At 74.1% G+C, this 16,812-nt stretch carries 18 protein-coding genes; 3 read left to right on the top strand and 15 right to left on the bottom strand.

Annotated elements, in window-relative coordinates; translation table 11 throughout:
- Positions 1 to 96: 96 nt before the first annotated feature.
- From dapA to thyX, 3 genes are all read right to left on the bottom strand, one after another.
- Complete coding sequence (gene dapA, locus ACQPZA_RS09240) at positions 97 to 1,098, bottom strand: 4-hydroxy-tetrahydrodipicolinate synthase (RefSeq protein WP_433279816.1); 1,002 nt, start codon at positions 1,096 to 1,098, stop codon at positions 97 to 99.
- A 135-nt stretch (positions 1,099 to 1,233) separates the two neighbouring features.
- A complete protein-coding gene (locus tag ACQPZA_RS09235) occupies positions 1,234 to 1,860 on the bottom strand; it encodes a TIGR03085 family metal-binding protein (RefSeq protein WP_433279815.1) in 627 nt (208 codons plus the stop codon).
- A 72-nt stretch (positions 1,861 to 1,932) separates the two neighbouring features.
- The gene (gene thyX / locus ACQPZA_RS09230; protein WP_433279814.1) at positions 1,933 to 2,685 is read right to left on the bottom strand and encodes an FAD-dependent thymidylate synthase; all 753 of its coding nucleotides are present in this window, start codon (positions 2,683 to 2,685) and stop codon (positions 1,933 to 1,935) included.
- Between the two features lie 97 nt (positions 2,686 to 2,782).
- Between thyX and ACQPZA_RS09225 the strand changes: the two genes are divergently transcribed.
- Positions 2,783 to 3,298 carry a toxin-antitoxin system HicB family antitoxin gene (locus tag ACQPZA_RS09225; protein ID WP_169400593.1) on the top strand — a complete coding sequence of 172 codons (516 nt, stop codon included), beginning with the start codon at positions 2,783 to 2,785 and terminating at the stop codon, positions 3,296 to 3,298.
- Positions 3,295 to 4,272, top strand: a complete 978-nt coding sequence (locus ACQPZA_RS09220) for a DUF4097 family beta strand repeat-containing protein (protein WP_433279813.1) — start codon at positions 3,295 to 3,297, stop codon at positions 4,270 to 4,272. Before ACQPZA_RS09225 ends, ACQPZA_RS09220 begins: the two co-directional genes overlap by 4 nt.
- A 66-nt stretch (positions 4,273 to 4,338) precedes the next feature.
- On the opposite strand, the gene ACQPZA_RS09215 is transcribed toward ACQPZA_RS09220, so the two are convergent.
- Together ACQPZA_RS09215 and ACQPZA_RS09210 are read right to left on the bottom strand one after the other, a co-directional pair.
- Positions 4,339 to 5,589: a winged helix-turn-helix domain-containing protein gene (locus tag ACQPZA_RS09215; RefSeq protein ID WP_433282736.1), complete on the bottom strand. Its 1,251-nt coding sequence runs from the start codon at positions 5,587 to 5,589 to the stop codon at positions 4,339 to 4,341.
- A 17-nt stretch (positions 5,590 to 5,606) separates the two neighbouring features.
- On the bottom strand, positions 5,607 to 6,557 hold the full coding sequence (locus tag ACQPZA_RS09210; protein WP_433279812.1) for an EamA family transporter: 951 nt from the start codon (positions 6,555 to 6,557) through the stop codon (positions 5,607 to 5,609).
- Between the two features lie 150 nt (positions 6,558 to 6,707).
- On the opposite strand from ACQPZA_RS09210, the gene ACQPZA_RS09205 reads away from it, so the two are divergent.
- Positions 6,708 to 7,268: an N-acetyltransferase family protein gene (locus ACQPZA_RS09205; protein WP_433279811.1), complete on the top strand. Its 561-nt coding sequence runs from the start codon at positions 6,708 to 6,710 to the stop codon at positions 7,266 to 7,268.
- 75 nt (positions 7,269 to 7,343) lie between these two features.
- On the opposite strand, the gene dapB is transcribed toward ACQPZA_RS09205, so the two are convergent.
- The 10 genes from dapB to ACQPZA_RS09155 all read right to left on the bottom strand — a co-directional run bounded on the left by dapB (position 7,344) and on the right by ACQPZA_RS09155 (position 16,803).
- Positions 7,344 to 8,108, bottom strand: coding sequence for a 4-hydroxy-tetrahydrodipicolinate reductase (gene dapB / locus ACQPZA_RS09200; protein WP_281359762.1), 765 nt, complete (start codon positions 8,106 to 8,108; stop codon positions 7,344 to 7,346).
- 19 nt (positions 8,109 to 8,127) lie between these two features.
- A complete protein-coding gene (locus ACQPZA_RS09195; protein WP_169396367.1) occupies positions 8,128 to 8,607 on the bottom strand; it encodes a DUF456 domain-containing protein in 480 nt (159 codons plus the stop codon).
- A gap of 76 nt (positions 8,608 to 8,683) precedes the next feature.
- Complete coding sequence (locus ACQPZA_RS09190) at positions 8,684 to 10,021, bottom strand: M16 family metallopeptidase (RefSeq protein ID WP_433279810.1); 1,338 nt, start codon at positions 10,019 to 10,021, stop codon at positions 8,684 to 8,686.
- Positions 10,018 to 12,297: a polyribonucleotide nucleotidyltransferase gene (locus ACQPZA_RS09185; protein WP_169396365.1), complete on the bottom strand. Its 2,280-nt coding sequence runs from the start codon at positions 12,295 to 12,297 to the stop codon at positions 10,018 to 10,020. The genes ACQPZA_RS09190 and ACQPZA_RS09185 overlap by 4 nt, the downstream gene beginning before the upstream one ends.
- A gap of 216 nt (positions 12,298 to 12,513) precedes the next feature.
- Positions 12,514 to 12,783, bottom strand: a complete 270-nt coding sequence (rpsO, locus tag ACQPZA_RS09180) for a 30S ribosomal protein S15 (RefSeq protein WP_169396364.1) — start codon at positions 12,781 to 12,783, stop codon at positions 12,514 to 12,516.
- A 162-nt stretch (positions 12,784 to 12,945) separates the two neighbouring features.
- Entirely contained in the window at positions 12,946 to 13,464 is a 519-nt protein-coding gene (gene thpR / locus ACQPZA_RS09175; protein WP_433279809.1) for an RNA 2',3'-cyclic phosphodiesterase, read from the bottom strand.
- Between the two features lie 3 nt (positions 13,465 to 13,467).
- Entirely contained in the window at positions 13,468 to 13,977 is a 510-nt protein-coding gene (locus tag ACQPZA_RS09170; RefSeq protein WP_169396361.1) for a helix-turn-helix domain-containing protein, read from the bottom strand.
- An 85-nt stretch (positions 13,978 to 14,062) separates the two neighbouring features.
- Positions 14,063 to 15,004 (bottom strand): bifunctional riboflavin kinase/FAD synthetase, encoded by a 942-nt coding sequence (locus ACQPZA_RS09165; RefSeq protein ID WP_169396360.1) that lies wholly within the window; start codon positions 15,002 to 15,004, stop codon positions 14,063 to 14,065.
- 52 nt (positions 15,005 to 15,056) lie between these two features.
- Entirely contained in the window at positions 15,057 to 15,926 is an 870-nt protein-coding gene (gene truB / locus ACQPZA_RS09160; RefSeq protein ID WP_407692207.1) for a tRNA pseudouridine(55) synthase TruB, read from the bottom strand.
- A gap of 55 nt (positions 15,927 to 15,981) precedes the next feature.
- Entirely contained in the window at positions 15,982 to 16,803 is an 822-nt protein-coding gene (locus ACQPZA_RS09155) for a DUF5995 family protein (RefSeq protein ID WP_211174270.1), read from the bottom strand.
- Between the last annotated feature and the right edge of the window lie 9 nt (positions 16,804 to 16,812).

Raw genomic sequence — 16,812 nt, 5'->3', positions numbered from 1 at the left:
GCGGCCGGGAACGGCGATCGGACCGGGAACGGTCGGACCGGGCAGGGGGGCGACTCAACTAGTTGTCCTCGCGATAGTGGGGAAGCAGGGGTGCTCTCAGCGGTAGGCGACCTGGACGTCGAGGTCGGCGGGGGCGCAGGCACCCAGCCCCGGATCGACGCGACCGGCCGAGCGGTACGCGTCGGGGCCCAGCGACACCCCGGCCGCACGCAGGTCGGACGCGACGGCCGCCACCTGCTCCTCCGTGGCCGGCGGCAGCGGCAGGCGGGGGTTCCCGACGTCGACGCCGCGCAGCTGCAACGCCGTCTTCGAGAACACCACCCCGCCGACCCGGCCCATCGCGTGGGTCACCGGCAGGGTGCTCGCGTTGACCGCCCTGGCCCGGGCGACGTCGCCGGCCTCGTAGGCGTCGAGCATGTCGCGCAGCCGGTCGGCCACGACGTGCCCGATCACGCTGACGAACCCGACCGCACCGACCGCCAGCCACGGCAGGTTCACCGGGTCGTCGCCGGAGTAGTAGGCCAGCGGCGTGGTGGCGATGATCTGGGTACCGACGCGCAGATCGTTGCGGGCGTCCTTGACGGCCAGGATCCGCGGGTGCTCGGAGAGCCGCTGCAGCGTCTCGATCTCGATCGGGATGACGCTGCGCGGCGGGATGTCGTAGAGCATCACGGGCAGGTCGGTGGCGTCGGCGATCGCCGAGAAGTGCAGCACCAGCCCCGACTGGGGCGGCCGCGAGTAGTACGGCGTGACGACCAGCAGGCCGTGTGCGCCCGCCTTCTCGGCCGAGCGGGCCAGCTCGATGCTGTGAGCGGTGTCGTAAGTGCCCGCCCCCGCGACCACCGTGGCCCGGTCCCCCACCGCGCTCACCACCGCACGCACCAGCTCGGACTTCTCCTGGTCGGTGGTGGTCGGCCCCTCCCCCGTGGTGCCGTTCACCACCAGTCCGTCATTGCCCAGGTCGAGGAGGTGAGCGGCCAGTGCCTCGGCCTTGTCGAGGTCGAGGCGACCGTCGGCGTCGAAGGGCGTGACCATCGCGGTCAGCACCCGGCCGAACGGCCGGCCCGGCGGGCGCGCTCCAGCAGGGGTGGGACTCATGTGGTGACGGTACCGCCCGGGGGTCCCCGGGTGCCCCCCAGCGCCGCACCCGGATGCACCAACTCCGCCCGGATCGGCCATCCGGGCGTGGCGACGGTGGCGTGCGAGCAGTCCCCGGGACCGTCGCCTGGACGCCTAGACGCCCCGCTGCACCGCGGCCACCGACTCGACGTCGGCGGTGTCACCTTCCAGCTCGACGCGCACGGCGTCGCGCCCGAACGCGTGCAGGACGAGCTCACCCGGCTCGCCCACGATCGTGACCAGCCCGGAACCGGTCTTGACGACGTGCTGCTCGCCCGAGGGCCGGCGCAGGACGATGCCCGTCGGCGTGCGCCGGTACAGCGCGCGACCCATCCGGGTCACTGCGGCCCACAGGCGGGCGTCACGGGTCGGGTCGGCCGCCCGCGGCTCCCAGCCCGGCTCGCCACGGCGGATGTCCTCGTGGTGGACGAAGAACTCGACGCCGTTGGCGACCTCGTCGAGCTTCCCGATCCGGTACGGCGACCAGACCGGCGCCCCGGCCCGCAGCTGCCCCACCATCTCGGCCCACGGGGTGGTGTCGTAGCCGTGCATCGCCCGCTCGGTGAGCGGGGCCAGCGCGGGCACCACGATGCCGGGCGCGGCCCACGGCTGCCGCTCGCGGACCAGCAGGTGGGCCAGCAGGTGCCGGGTGGTCCAGCCCTCGCACAGGGTGGGCCGGTCGGGTCCCACCCGCTCGAGCTCGTCGCTGATCGCCGCACGCTCACTGCTCGCCAGGGTCATCGCCCAGACCCTAGTGTGGCGGCCCCTGGTGCCGCGGCCACCCGTGGAGGCCGGAGCCGGCCAGGGTGCGGGTCATCCCTCGGTGACGAAGGGGCTGGACGCGATCTCGGAGCCGTCGTCCAGGGTGGCGATGTCGAAGTCGCCGAACACGTTGGGCACCTCGCGCTGCAGCTGGCGCAGGCACTCGACGGCGAGCTCGCGGATCTCGACGTCGGCGTGCTCGGTGGCCCGCATGGCGATGAAATGCCGCCATGCCCGGTAGTTGCCCGTGACCACGATGCGGGTCTCGGTGGCGTTGGGCAGCACCGCGCGGGCGGCCTGGCGGGCCTGCTTGCGCCGGAGCGTGGCGTTGGGGACGTCGGCGAACCGCTTCTCCAGCCCCTCCAGCAGGCGCTCGTAGGCCGTGACGGACGCCTGCGCGGCCTCGGCGAACAGCTCGTGCAGCTCGGGATCGGCCGCGATGACGTCGGGCTCGACCATCGCGGCGTCGCGCTCGGGGACGTAGCGCTGGGACAGCTGGCTGTAGGAGAAGTGCCGGTGGCGGATGAGCTCGTGGGTGAGCGACCGCGAGACGCCGGTGAGGTAGAAGCTCACCGTGCCGTGCTCGAGCACCGACAGGTGGCCGACCTCGAGGATGTGACGCAGGTACCCGGCGTTGGTGGCGGTGGCCGGGTTCGGCTTCGTCCACGACTGGTAGCACGCCCGCCCGGCGAACTCGGCGAGTGCCTGTCCCCCGTCGGCGTCGGTGCTCCACGGCACGCCCTCGGGGACGACGAACTCGGTCTTGGCGACGAGCTGGACGCCCAGCGGCACGATCTGCGGCATGTCGGCAGCGTAACCGGACGGCGTGACGCAACTCCGTGACATCACTGATGTCATGGATTCCCTTGACCGGCGTCACAGATGACGTCACAGTGATGTCATGGATCTCAGTCAGTACGTCACGCAGCTGCGGGAGGATCTCGCCTCCGCAGCCGGGGCGGGTGACGAGCAGACGCAGCGCACCGCGGCGCTGCTCGGCGCCGCCATCGAGCCGGCCGCCCGGCTGGCCCTCATGAACGCGCTCTCCGACCTCGCGGCCGAGGTCACCGCCGCGCTGCCGGACCGTGTGGTGGAGGTGCGCCTCGACGGCCGGGACGTCCGCGTCGCGGTCACCGCCGACCCGGCCGCCGAACCCACCCCGGAGGAGCCGCCGTCCTTCCGCGGGTTCCCGGGTGGCGCCGACGCCGGGGACATCAGCCGGATCACGCTCCGGATGATGGAACAGATCAAGAACCAGGCCGAGCAGGCGGCGGCCGCGCAGGGTGTGTCACTCAACTCCTGGGTGGCGCAGGCCGTGCAGGGAGCACTGGCCGGGGGCGGGCGGCGTCCCGGACGCCGCAGCGGGGGGCCGGGCGAACGCGACGAGCGGCGCCTGCGCGGATGGGTCGAGGGATGAGCGACATGGTGGACTTCGCGAAGGACGAGGCCGGCGATGCTGCGGAGCTGGTGCGCCGGCAGAGCTGGCCCGTGGACGGCACCGCCGAGCTGGAGCTGACGGTGGACGTCGGCCGGATCCGGGTGCATCTCGACGAGCAGGTCGGGGGCACCGGGGAGGGCAGCGCGGGCGACGTGCGCGTGGAGGTGCGCCACGACCCGTCGGCGGGCAACACCTGGACCCAGGGGCTCACCGGCATCATCAACTGGCTCGGGGGCCCCGGCGGTCCCGGCGGCACGGGTGGGGCCGGCAACGCCGACGAGCTCGCGGCGGAGGCCGTCCGGGCAGCGGAGATCACCTGGTCGGAGTCGGGCAGGCGGCTCATCGTCCGCTCCTCGCAGGACCTCCCGTTGCGTGTGGTGCCGCTGGCGATCACCGTGTCGGCCCCGGCCGGCTCGCGGCTCGCCGCCCGGGCCGGCGCTGGCGACATCCGCGTGACCGGGCGCGCCGGGTGGGCGGGGGTGCGCACCGGCTCCGGCCAGATCTCCGTGGCCGCCGTCGACGGTGACGCCGACGTCACCACCGGGTCGGGCGACGTGGAGCTCGGACCGGTGAGCGGCCGCACGCGGGTGCGCACGGGGTCGGGCAAGGTGTCGGTGGCCGCCACCGGCGGCCCCGGCGAGATCCGGGCCAGCAGCGGGACCGTGTCGGTTGGCGAGGTGGCAGGCGACCTCGGGGTACGCACCGGTTCCGGCGACGTGGTGATCGCCGACGCCCGAAGCGGACATCTGGATCTCACCAGCGGCTCCGGCGGCCTGCGCATCGGTGTGCACCCCGGGGTCGGCGCCGAGCTGGACCTCACGTCGGGGTCGGGCCGGGCCAGCAGCGACCTGGAGGTGACCGCAGTGGCTCCGGAACGGCCCGCCACGCTGCAGGTGCACGGCCGGACCGGCAGCGGCGACGTGCTCGTGACGCGGGCGGCCGTGACCGTCTGACCGGCCGGCGCGGGGGTCGTGCGCGGTGGCGGGTGGCTGCGGCACCCGCCACCGCGCACGCGCGGGTCAGCGCAGCGCGGTGGCGAGCGGGACGGCGAGGTCGCCCCGCTCACCCACCACCACGTCCTCGAGGCCGAGCCACGCGGCCATCTCCCGCAGCTCCCCCGCCAGCTCGGCGGCCACCCGCGCCACCCCGGCCTCCGGCTCCGCGAAGGCCCCCTGCACCCGCAGGACCCCCGCCCGGCGGTCGGCCTTGAGGTCGACCCGGGCCACCAGCTCGCCGTCGAGCAGGAACGGGAACACGTAGTAGCCGAACTCGCGCTTCGGCTCCGGCACGTAGATCTCGATGCGGTAGCGGAACCCGAAGATCCGCTCGGTGCGCCGGCGCTCCCAGATCAGCGGGTCGAACGGGCAGAGCAGCGCGCGCCCGGCGATCCGGCGCGGGACGCGAGCGCCCGGCACCCGGTAGGCCGGACGCGCCCAGCCGCGCACCTCCACCTGCTCCAGCTCCCCCGCCTCCACCAGCGCGAGCAGCGCCGCACGGTTGTGGTCGGGCGCGATGCGGTAGTAGTCGCGCAGGTCGGCCTCGGTGGCCACACCCAGCGCCGACGCCGAGCGCAGGACCAGCGCGCGGGCCGCCTCCTCCTGCGAGGGGGGCGGCGCCGCGAGCACGTGGGGCGGGAGCACCCGCTCCGGCAGGTCGTAGAGCCGCTGGAAGTGGCGCCGCGTGCCCGTGGTGAGCGCCCCGATGCCGAACAGGTACTCGCAGATGCGCTTGACGTCGGACCGCTCCCACCAGGACGCGCCGGGCGGTCGCGGCCGCGTCTGCCCGCCCAGCGCCGTCTCGAGCGCGCCCGCTCCGATCGGGCCCAGCTCCTTGACCGCGGCGAGCACGTCGTCGACCAGGCCGGGGTGGCTCTCCACCAGCGCGCCGTAGTGGCGCCACCAGCCGTCGCGCTTCGCCCCGGCACGCAGCAGGGGCCAGTCCTCCACCGGGAGCAGGCTGGCCTCGTGGGCCCAGTACTCGGCGAGCAGGCGCGGCCTGCGCGCCGAGTGGGACCACGCGGCCTCGTCGACCAGCTCGGACGGGTAGGGGCCCAGCCGGCTGTACACCGGCATGTAGTGCGCCCGCACGGCCACGTTGACGGAGTCGAGCTGCAGCAGCCGGATGCGGCCGAGGGTGCGCACCAGGTGGCGACGGGTGACCGGCCCGGACGGGCGCGGATCGGCGAAGCCCTGGGCGGCGAGGACGGCGCGCCGCGCCGCGGCGGGTCCGATCGTCTCGGCCGGACCGATCGTCTCGGTAGGTCCGATCATCTCGGGGGACGGGAACGTCACGCCCCGGATGGTGCCAGTTCACCCCGACGTTTCCGGGGCCGCTCCGCCGCGATGACCAGCACGACCGCCACCAGCACCACCCCGCCCCCCACGAGCTGGACCGCCGAGAACCGCTCGTTCACGACGAGCACGCCCAGCAGGACGGCGATCACCGGGTTGACGTAGGCGTAGGTGGCCACCGTCGACACCGGCAGCGACGCCAGTGCGAACGCGTAGGCGCCGAACGCGGCGAGCGAGACCACCACGGCCATGTAGGCCCACGCCCACCAGGCCACGACCGACACGGAACCGATGTCCAGCCGGTCACCGGTGGCCAGCGAGACCGTCATCAGGATCGCCCCGCCGACGAACATCTGGCCCGCGGCCAGCGCGAACGGGTTGGCCGGCACCGGGAGCCGGGTGGTCGCGAACGTCCCCGTCGCCCAGCCGAGCCCGGCCAGCAACACCAGCCACGGCCCCCACCACGCGCTGCCCTGCACGCCGCCGGAGCCGCCGGACGGCACGGCGAGCACCAGTATCGCGAGCCCCACCACCCCCACCGCGACACCGGCGAGCGTGGCCGGCCGCGGCCGGTCGCCGGTGAGGGCGCGCAGCACCACGATGTACAGCGGCACCGCGGCAATGAGGAGGGCGGCCAGCCCGGAGGCCACCTTCTGCTGCGCCAGCGTCACCAGGCCGTTGCCCCACGCGGGCAGCAGCAGCCCGGACAGCGCCATGGTGGCGAGCTGGCGCCGCGTCATCCGGAACGCGCTGCGCCCGGCGACGGCGAGCACCACCAGAGCGAGCAGCGAGCCCCCGACGAGGAACCGGGCGCCGCCGGCGAACAGCGGCGGGACGTCGGCGATGATCAGGCGGTTGCCGAGGTAGGTGGACCCCCAGAGGACGTACACGACGCCGAGCGCCACCCAGGCGAGAGCGGGCGGGCGGGGAGAGACGGCGGCGTCCACCGGCCAGACGTTGCCATAGGCAACAACCGGATGTCGCGCCGAATCGGGATGACCGTGCACACATCGTGGCCACCGCACACATGTCCGGCGGTGTGCACGGTGGCCACCCGGTGTGCGTGGTCGTCCGGGTGTCCGGCTTGAATGGCGCGCATGGCCACCGCCACCGTCCACCTCGCCACCGCCGCCGACGTCGGCGAGATCGTGCGCATCCAGGCCGGCACCTGGGAGGCCGCCTACGCCACGCTCGTCCCGGCCGCGGCGCTCGCCCAGCTGCGCAGCGAGGCCGCGCACCGGGCGTGGACGGCAGCGGTGGAGGCAGGCGGCGACCACCACGTGCTCGTGGCCACCGAGGGTGAGTGGACGGTCGGGTTCTGCGCCGCCGCGCCCGCCGCGGCGCCGGAGCGGTCGACGCCGACCAGCGAGCCCACGCTGGGCCCGGAAGCCTGGGCCGAGATCAGCGCCCTGCTCGTGGAGCCGCGGTGGGGCAGGCGCGGCCACGGCGGGCGGCTGCTCGCCACGGCGGCGGAGGCGCTGCGCCGCTCCGGAGCCCTCTACGGGCTGGCCTGGGTGCCGGAGGCCGACGAGGCCTCGCGCCGGTTCTACGCCCGCGCCGGCTGGGAGCCCGACGGCACGGTCCGCGTGCTCGACACGGGCGACGGCGAGCTGCGCGAGGTGCGGATCACCGGCTCACTGGACCTGGAACTGGCGTAGCGCGAGGTTCAGGAAAGCCACTTTCCTGCCCGCAGAGGGCAGCATCGTGGCTTTCCTGAACCTTGGGGGCGCCGCTCAGGTCAGGTTCAACAGGTCGTCCAGGCCGACCGTCAGGCCGGGGCGGTCGCGCACCGCACGCACCGCCATCAGCACGCCGGGCATGAACGACGCCCGGTCGAACGAGTCGTGGCGGATGGTGAGGGTCTCCCCCGTGGTGCCCAGGATGACCTCCTGGTGCGCCACCAGGCCCGGCAGCCGCACGGAGTGCACGTGGATGCCGTCGACGTCGGCCCCGCGGGCGCCCGGCAGCTCGCTCGTGGTGGCGTCCGGCAGCGGGCCCGCGCCCGCCTCGGCCCGCGCCGCGGCGATCAGTGCCGCCGTGTGCACGGCGGTGCCCGACGGGGCGTCGACCTTGCCCGCGTGGTGCAGCTCGATCACCTCGACGGACTCGAAGAACCGCGCCGCCTGCCGCGCGAACTGCATGGACAGCACGGCACCGATGCCGAAGTTGGGGGCCACGAGGACGTGCCCCGGGCGCTGCGCGAGCTGCGCGCGCACCGCGTCGAGCTTCGCCTCGTCGAACCCGCTGGTGCCCACCACGGCGGCGATGTCGTGCTCGACGCAGAACCGCACGTTGTCGAGTGCCACGCCGGGGTGGGTGAAGTCGACGGCCACCTGCGCGCCCGCGTCGACCAGCGTGGTGAGCGGGTCACCCTCGTCGATCTGCGCGACGAGCACCAGGTCCGGCGCCGCCTCGACGGCCGCGCACACCTGGGCGCCCATCCGCCCCCGCGCACCCACCACACCGACCGGGATCCCGTTCTCCGTCACGCCCCGCAGACTAATCAGCGCCCGGGGGTCAGCCGATGACGAGCCCGCCGATCCACACGGCCGTGGCCAGCAGCCCGGTGGCCAGCTCGATGACGACGCTCCAGCCCACCGCCGAGAGTGCCTGCCGGGTGGACGGCCAGGCCTGCTGGTTGTCCCGGAGCCGCGCCAGCTCGGCGAGGTAGACCCCGAGCACGAACCCCAGGAGCAGCCCCACCACGGGGATCACGAAGAACCCGACCACGCCCAGCACCGCACCCGCCGCGATCGTGCGGCCGGGGACCCCGGAGTCGCGCAGCCTGCGGCCGGGCAGCAGGTACTTCGCGACACTGCCGAGCACGACGATCGCGGTGGCAATACCGAGCACCGTCCAGCCGAGGGCGTCGGCCCGCGGGACCGCCCACACCGCGATCCCGGCGAGCACCAGTACCAACCCGGGCAGCACCGGCAGCAGGATCCCGACGATGCCGACGACGATCAGGAGCGCGGCGACAAGCGTCTCGGGCGTCACCGGGCGATCCTGGCACGCGGACGAACGGCTCCGCCGTCCGATACGTCCGGACGGCAGGGCCGCTCGCGCCGCGCGGTCAGGCCAGGGAGCGCAGGGACGCGGGGAGGTCCCGCTCCTCGTCGTAGGGGCCCACCACGGCCGCGGTGAGGGGGACGGCGAGAAGCTCGCGGGCCAGGTCGGACACCTGTTCGGGCGTGACGGCCGCGATCCGGTCGAGGCTCTCCTGGACCGGGCGCGTCCGGCCGTGGTCGAGCTCGCCGCGGCCGAGCCGGTTCATCCGTGACGGCGTGTCCTCCAGCCCGAGGACGAGCCCGCCGCGCAGGTTGCCCTTGGCGCGGGCGACCTCGGCGGGGGTCAGCCCGTCGGCCGCGACCTCGGCGAGCACCCCCCGCACCACCGCGACGACCTCGTCGAGACGCTCGGGCGCACACCCGGCGTAGACGGCGAGGTGGCCCGCGTCGGAGTAGCTGGTGACCGCCGAGTAGACCGAGTAGGCCAGCCCGCGCTGCTCGCGGACCTGCTGGAACAGCCGAGAGCTCGGACCGCCGCCGAGCGCGGTGTTGAGCACGGTGAGCACCGTGCGCAGCGGGTGGTGGCGCGACAGACCGGGGACGCCGAGCATGAGGTGCGCCTGCTCGGTGTCCTCGGACTGCAGCACCAGCCGCGGACCGGGGGCCAGCACGGCAGGCGCGGGCCGGCGGGGGCCGACGGAAGCGGCCGGACCGGCAGCGGCCGCCGCGTCACCCAGTGCCGCCGTCACCAGCTCCACGACGTCGGAGTGCACGAGGTTGCCTGCCGCGGCCACGACCATCCGCGGAGTGGTGTACTTGCCGCGCCAGAAGTCGTGCAGGGTCTCCCGGCTCATCGCCCGGATCGACTGCTCCGAGCCGATCACCGGCCGGCCCAGCGGGTGGTCGCCGAACATCGTCTCGTCGAACAGCTCGGCGAGCAGGTCCTCGGGGTCGTCGTCGCGCATCGCGATCTCCTCGAGCACCACCCCGCGCTCGACCTCGACGTCGGCCGGGGCCATCGTCGCGGCGGTGACGACGTCGGCCAGCACGTCCACCGCGAGCGGGAGATCGGTGTCGAGCACCTGCGCGTAGTAGCAGGTGTGCTCCTTCTCGGTGAACGCGTTGAGCTCGCCGCCGACGGCGTCGAACTGCTCCGCGATGTCCACCGCCGTGCGCCGCCGGGTGCCCTTGAACAGGAGGTGCTCGAGGTAGTGGGCGGCGCCGGCCTGCCGCGGCGTCTCGTCACGCGAGCCGATGCCGATCCAGATGCCGAGAGACACCGAACGGACGCCCGGCACGGTCTCGGTGAGCACCCGCAGCCCGCCGGGCAGCGCGGTGCGGGAGACGCCGCCGGGGGCGGGGGCAGCTGCCCCCGCCCCCGGCGTCAGAAGAACGTCGGTCAATTCGGAGAGACCTCGGCGGCCGTGGCGTCGATGTCGGCAGCGTCGCCGGTGTCGGCGCCGGTGCCCGCGGGCGCGGTGCCGTTGTCGGAGTCCTCGCCGACCGGCACCAGGCTGATCTTGCCGCGGTTGTCGATGTCGGTGACCTCGACGCGGATCTTGTCGCCGACCTTGACGACGTCCTCCACCTTGGCGATCCGCTTGCCCTGGCCCAGCTTCGAGATGTGCACCAGGCCGTCCTTGCCCGGCACCAGCGACACGAAGGCACCGAACGCGGCGGTCTTGACCACCGTGCCCAGGAACCGCTCACCGATCTTCGGCAGCTGCGGGTTGGCGATGGCGTTGATCATGCCGATCGCCGCCTCGGCCGAGTCGCCGTCGGACGCACCGACGTAGATCGTGCCGTCGTCCTCGATGGAGATGTCGGCACCGGTCTGCTCGGTGATCGAGTTGATCATCTTGCCCTTCGGGCCGATGACCTCGCCGATCTTGTCCACCGGGACCTTGATGGCCACGACGCGCGGGGCGTAGCGGCTCATCTCGTCGGGGCGGTCGATCGCCTCGCCGATGACCTCGAGGATCGTCAGCCGCGCGTCCTTGGCCTGCGACAGAGCCGCGGCCAGCACCTCGGACGGGATGCCGTCGAGCTTGGTGTCGAGCTGCAGCGCCGTGACGAACTCGGCGGTGCCCGCGACCTTGAAGTCCATGTCGCCGAACGCGTCCTCGGCGCCGAGGATGTCGGTGAGCGCGACGTAGCGGGTCTGGCCCTCCACCTCGTCGCTGACCAGGCCCATGGCGATGCCCGCGACCGGCGCCTTCAGCGGCACACCGGCGTTGTACAGCGACATCGTGGACGCGCAGACCGAGCCCATCGACGTGGAGCCGTTGGAGCCCAGCGCCTCCGACACCTGCCGGATGGCGTAGGGGAACTCCTCGCGCGTGGGCAGCACGGGCAGCAGCGCCCGCTCGGCCAGCGCGCCGTGGCCGATCTCGCGGCGCTTCGGCGAGCCCACCCGACCGGTCTCACCGGTCGAGTACGGCGGGAAGTTGTAGTGGTGCAGGTAGCGCTTGTGCGTCTCCGGGCCGAGCGAGTCGATCTGCTGCTCCATGCGGAGCATGTTGAGCGTGGTGACACCCATGATCTGGGTCTCACCGCGCTCGAACAGCGCCGAACCGTGGGCCCGCGGGACGACCTCGACCTCGGCCGACAGCGGCCGGATGTCGGTGATGCCCCGGCCGTCGATACGGACCTGGTCGCGCAGGATGCGCTGGCGGACCAGCTTCTTGTTGAGCGAGCGGAACGCCGCGCCGATCTCCTTCTCGCGGCCTTCGAACTGCGGGCCGACCTTGTCGAGCACGGCGGCCTTGACCTCGTCGAGGCGCGACTCGCGCTCCTGCTTGCCACCGATGGCGAGCGCCTGCGCCAGGTCGTCCGACGCGTGCGAGGCCACGGCCTCGAACACGTCGTCCTGGTAGGCCGGGTAGGTCGGGAAGTTGCCCGTGGGCTTGGCGGCGACGTCGGCCAGCTGCTGCTGGGCCACGCACAGGCTGCGGATGAACGGCTTGGCCGCCTCCAGGCCGGCTGCGACGACGTCCTCGGTGGGCGCCTGGGCGCCCCCGGCGACGAGCTCGATCGTCTCGGTGGTGGCCTCGGCCTCCACCATCATGATTGCGACGTCGTCACCGACGACCCGACCGGCCACGACCATGTCGAACACGGCGCGCTGCAGGTCCTCGTACTGCGGGAAGGCCACCCACTGGCCGTCGATCAGCGCGACGCGGACGCCGCCGATCGGACCGGAGAACGGCAGCCCGGCGAGCTGCGTGGACGCCGACGCGGCGTTGATCGCCAGTGCGTCGTAGGGGTCCTGCGGGTCGAGCGACAGCACCGTGACCACGATCTGGATCTCGTTGCGCAGGCCGTCGACGAACGACGGGCGCAGCGGCCGGTCGATCAGCCGGCAGGTCAGGATCGCGTCGGTGCCGGGCCGACCCTCGCGGCGGAAGAACGAGCCGGGGATCTTGCCGATCGCGTACATCCGCTCCTCGACGTCCACCGTGAGGGGGAAGAAGTCGAAGTGCTCCTTGGGCTGCTTGGACGCCGTGGTGGCGGACAGCAGCATCGTCTCGTCGTCGAGGTAGGCGACGACGGACCCGGCGGCCTGGCGCGCGAGACGCCCGGTCTCGAACCGGATCGTGCGGGAGCCGAAGCTCCCGTTGTCGATGACGGCGGTGGTCTCGTGGACGTTGTCCGCCGTATCGGTCTGGGCATCGGTCATGAAGTGGACATCTCCTCTTTCGGAGGGAGACCCCACGCCTGCACCGGGAGGATCCTCGGCCGAGCCGGTCTTCGATCGAAGCCCCCGGGGCACATCGGCCCGGGAGCCACTACCGAGGACCGGCGGATCTGCTACCGGAGGCGTGGCGTCGTGGAGTTGTGGTGCCGGCCCGGGCCACCGGGCTCGGAGAACCTGGTGGCCCGGGCCGACGGGAGGTCAGCGGCGAAGGCCGAGGCGCTCGATCAGGGACCGGTAGCGCGCGACGTCGACCGAGGCCAGGTACTTCAGCAGCCGGCGGCGACGGCCGACCAGCAGCAGGAGCCCCCGGCGGGAGTGGTGGTCGTGCTTGTGCAGCTTGAGGTGCTCGGTCAGGTCGCTGATCCGCTTGGTCAACAGCGCGACCTGCGCCTCGGGGGAACCGGTGTCACCCTCGTGGACACCGTAGGTGTCCAGAATCGTCTTCTTCTGTGCGGCGTCGAGTGCCACGTGCTCCTCTTTCGTTGCTGTGTGCCGTGAGGCCGGTGCATGATGTTGAACACCGGAAGACGGTGCCGGCCGCCACGGACTGCAGCCGGACCCAGCACTCCACGTTACCAGGCAGGACGGTCCCGTCGTCGGCGCCGCCTCCCGGCGCGCCCGGGGTGCCGGTCAGCTGCCCGGTTCGGCAAGGGACACGCGGTGGACGGGCCGGTAACGGGAGCCGCCCCTGGCCGGTTCGCTCGCCACCAGCAGCACCTCCGCGGGACGCCACCAGGGGCCGCGGTGCGACGCCCACGGGGCCGGCGGGTGGGGATCGGCACCCGGGCCCGGCCGACGCCGCCTGCGCAGGACCGTGACATGCGGGACGAACGCCTCCTCCTCGCCGCCTGCCGCGGCGACGAGCCGGGCCAGCGCCTCGGGGTCGTCGGCCTCCACCCCCGCCCAGCGGACGCCGGGGAACGCCCCGGCACCGGCGATCCGCAGCCGCGGCGCGGGTGCGCCGCCTGCCGCGCCGTCGAGCCTGCGGGCGAGCACCCCCGCATCGGCCTCTCCGTGGAACACCAGCGTGACGTGCCAGGTCGCCGGGTCGACCGCGCGCCATCCGGGCGGCTCCCCCGCCGGTGCCGTGGCGGCCGCGAGTGCGGCGACGGCTTCGGCGGGGGGCCACAGCGCGGTGAACAGGCGCACCCGTCAGGCTCCCGGCCGGCTCGCGGCCTGCCGCAGCACCTCTGCCAGCTCCGGGAAGCCCGGGCCGAGCGCGACGGCCGCGGCAGCCAGCCGGGCCGGCTCGGCGATCCCGCGCAGAGCGGCGGCCGCGGTGCCGGAGTGGGGCTCCCGGTGAGCTCGCTGCGCCGGGACGCGCGGCGCGTGCCACTGCCACCGCGCCCGCGCGACGTCGGCCAGCAGGGCGTCGACCGCGCGTGGCTCGGGTGGGACGCGGACGGCGTGGCACCGCTGGTCGAGCAGCAGCAGCCGGGCGAGCACCGCAGGGTCGCCGATCTTCACCCGCCGCGCGCTCACCAGCTGGCTCAGCATCGCCGGGCTGATCCCCAGGGTGCGGGCGAGCCGGGACTGCGAGATGCCCAGCGCGGAGGTGAGCCTGCGGACGTGGTCGCCCAGCGGCGCCCCGTAGAGCTCCCGCTGCCGCTCGCGGTTGCCCGCGATCCGGGACCGCAGCGCGTCTGCACCTGGCTCAGCCATGCGGAGGATGCTGACACCTCGAGCACCGCCCCCGTGGCCGAACGCGGAAACTCCCGCACCCCGCCACGGCACCCGGCCGGCGGCGTCAACCGCCCAGGAGCTCACGCGTGCGCTCGACGTCGAGGTTCATCTGGACGATGAGCGCCTCCACGTCGTCGAAGCGCTCCTGCCCGCGCAGCCGGTGCTCGAAGTCGAGTGCCACCTCGAACCCGTAGAAGTCCTCCTCGACGTCGAGCACGTAGGCCTCGACGGACCGCACGCGTCCGGAGAACGTCGGGTTGGTGCCCACCGAGATCGCCGCCGGGAGCAGGCGGCTCCCCCCGTCGACGGTGTCGATCCCGAACCGGCCCGCGTAGACACCGTCGGCAGGCAGTGCGGTGAAGGGTGGCGTCGACAGGTTGGCCGTGGGGAAGCCCAGCTCGCGACCGCGCTGGTCGCCGTGCACGACCACGCCCTCGATGCGGTGCGGCCTGCCCAGCGCGGCGGCGGCCGCCTCCACGTCGCCCGCGTCGATGCAGGCCCGGATGTAGGTGGAGGAGAACGTGATGCCGTCGTCGGTGATCAGGTCCAGGCCCTCCACCCCGAACCCGAACCGTTGCCCCAGCTCGGCGAGCAACGCCACGTCGCCCGCGGCCCGGTGCCCGAAGGTGAAGTTGCGCCCGACCACGACGTCCGCCGCGTGCAGGCGCTCCACGAGCACCTCGTGGGCGAACTCGGCAGGGGCCGTGCGGGCCAGCTCGGCGGTGAAGGGCAGCACGCAGAACGCGTCGACGCCCAGCCCCGCCACCAGCTCGGCCCGGCGCCGGAGGCTGGTGAGGCGGGCCGGGTGGCTGCCCGGGCGGATCAGCTCGGCGGGGTGGGGGTCGAACGTCATGAGCACGGTGGGGAGCCCCCGCTGCCGTCCCCGCTCCACCGCTCGCCCGATGAGCTGCTGGTGGCCGCGGTGGACCCCGTCGAAGACGCCGACGGTGACGACGCTGCGTCCCCAGCCACTCGGCACGGCCTCGAGCCCCCGCCAGCGCTGCACGGGACGAGCCTACGGAACGCGCTGCGGGCCCCCTCGGCGACTCCCACCCGCCCTACGCGGGCGCGAGCACGACCACCGGGCGGGCCAGCTCGCCCCGCTCGCTGACCAGGGCCAGCGCCCGGCCGTCCGGGGCGAAGACGCCGTAGGTGCCGCTCACCCCCGCGGCGGGGAGCGGGCGGCCGTGCGTGATGTCCCCGGCGAGCGCGGCGTCGAGGTCGCGGCGCGGGAACGCCACGCCGACGGCCTCGTCGAGCGACAGCGTCAGCGCGGAGCCCTGTTCGAGCTCCTCCAGCGTGCGCGCGTGCTCCAGCGGGAACGGGCCGACACGGGTGCGGCGCAGCGCCGTCAGGTGCCCACCGACGCCCAGCCCGGAGCCGAGGTCGCGGGCCAGCGCCCGGACGTAGGTGCCCGACGAGCACTCCACCAGCACGTCGAGGTCGTCGCCGCGCCGCGCGAGGAGCCGGAACTGCGAGACGGTCACGGGACGGGCCGGCAGCACGACCTCCTCGCCGGCACGCACGCGGGCGTAGGCCCGCTTGCCGTCGACCTTGATCGCGCTGACCGAGCTGGGCACCTGCTCGATCGCCCCGGTCAGCGCGGCCATGCCGGCGGCGATCGCCGCATCGTCGACGGCGGTGGCGTCGGCCGTGGCGATGACCTCGCCCTCGGCGTCGTCCGTGCTGGTCGTCGCGCCGAGGCGCACCGTCGCCGTGTACGCCTTCGTGTCGAGCGCGAGGTGCCCGAGCAGCTTCGTACCGCGGCCGACACCGCAGACGAGCACGCCGGTGGCCATCGGGTCGAGCGTCCCGGCGTGCCCGATCTTGCGGGTGCCGAGGATCCGGCGCAGCCGGGCGACGACGTCGTGCGAGGTCATACCGGGAGGCTTGTCGACCACGACCAGGCCGGAGGGGACGGCGTTCACACGGGGCGATTCTTCCTGCCCTCTGCCGACCCGGCAGCAGCGGGCCGGGGCCGGGTCAGCAGCCGGGGGTGGCGAGCAGCCCCCGGACGACGAGGCCGGCGCGCCAGTCCATCGCCGCCCGCTCCTTCTCGGCCTCGGACGGGCGCCCGCGGACGGCCCACAGGACCTCGGCCTGCCGCCAGGCGTCGGTGCGGGACAGCAGGAGGCGCGGACCGCCACCGGCGTCGGTGGCGCCGGGGAGCGCCGGGGCCGTCTCCCTCAGCACGTCGGCGATCAGTGCGACGATCAGCTGCACGGCCGCGCGCTCTGCGGGGCCGGGCGTGCGCCCGAGCAGCGTGCAGGCGCTCACGACGGCCGGCGGGAGATCGTGGCCGACGATGGTGAGGCCGGCCGCCAGGGTGATCCGCGCGGGGTCGGCCGCGGCCGGGTCCCACCGGTCGAGGATCTCCTGCCATGCCTGCGGCACGGCCAGCCCGCGCGCGTGACAGCTGACGGCCCGCAGGTAGCGCTTCGCGAGCTCCGTGACCAGCACCGTGACGTACTCGCCGTCGGGAGCCAGGTCGCCGTCGATGCCCGCCGCCTCCACCACCTCGGCGAGCAGCCGGTTGACCGGGCCGGCGCCCTCTCCGGCCCGCCCGGCGTCGGCTCCCGGTTGCAGCCGGGACAGCACGTGGACGATCGCCTCCGGGGTGACCGGTTCGATCGCGCCCGCCGCGCGCTGGGCCGGCGGGTCCGTTCCGGCCGGCGCGTCGTCCCGGGCCGCCGATCTCGACGCCGCCCGGCCCGCCGCGGCAGGTCCCGGCAGGGCCGGTCCTGTCCCGGTCCGGCCCGTCGTGACCAGTCTCGTCCCGTTCGCCTCGGCCGTCATCACGCTCATTCCCATCGC

Origin of the sequence: Pseudonocardia xinjiangensis, from assembly GCF_050948425.1 — a bacterium.
GTDB lineage: Bacteria > Actinomycetota > Actinomycetes > Mycobacteriales > Pseudonocardiaceae > Pseudonocardia > Pseudonocardia xinjiangensis.
The sequence above is the reverse complement of the archived record's forward strand: the minus strand, read 5'-3'. Positions and strand labels throughout refer to the sequence as shown.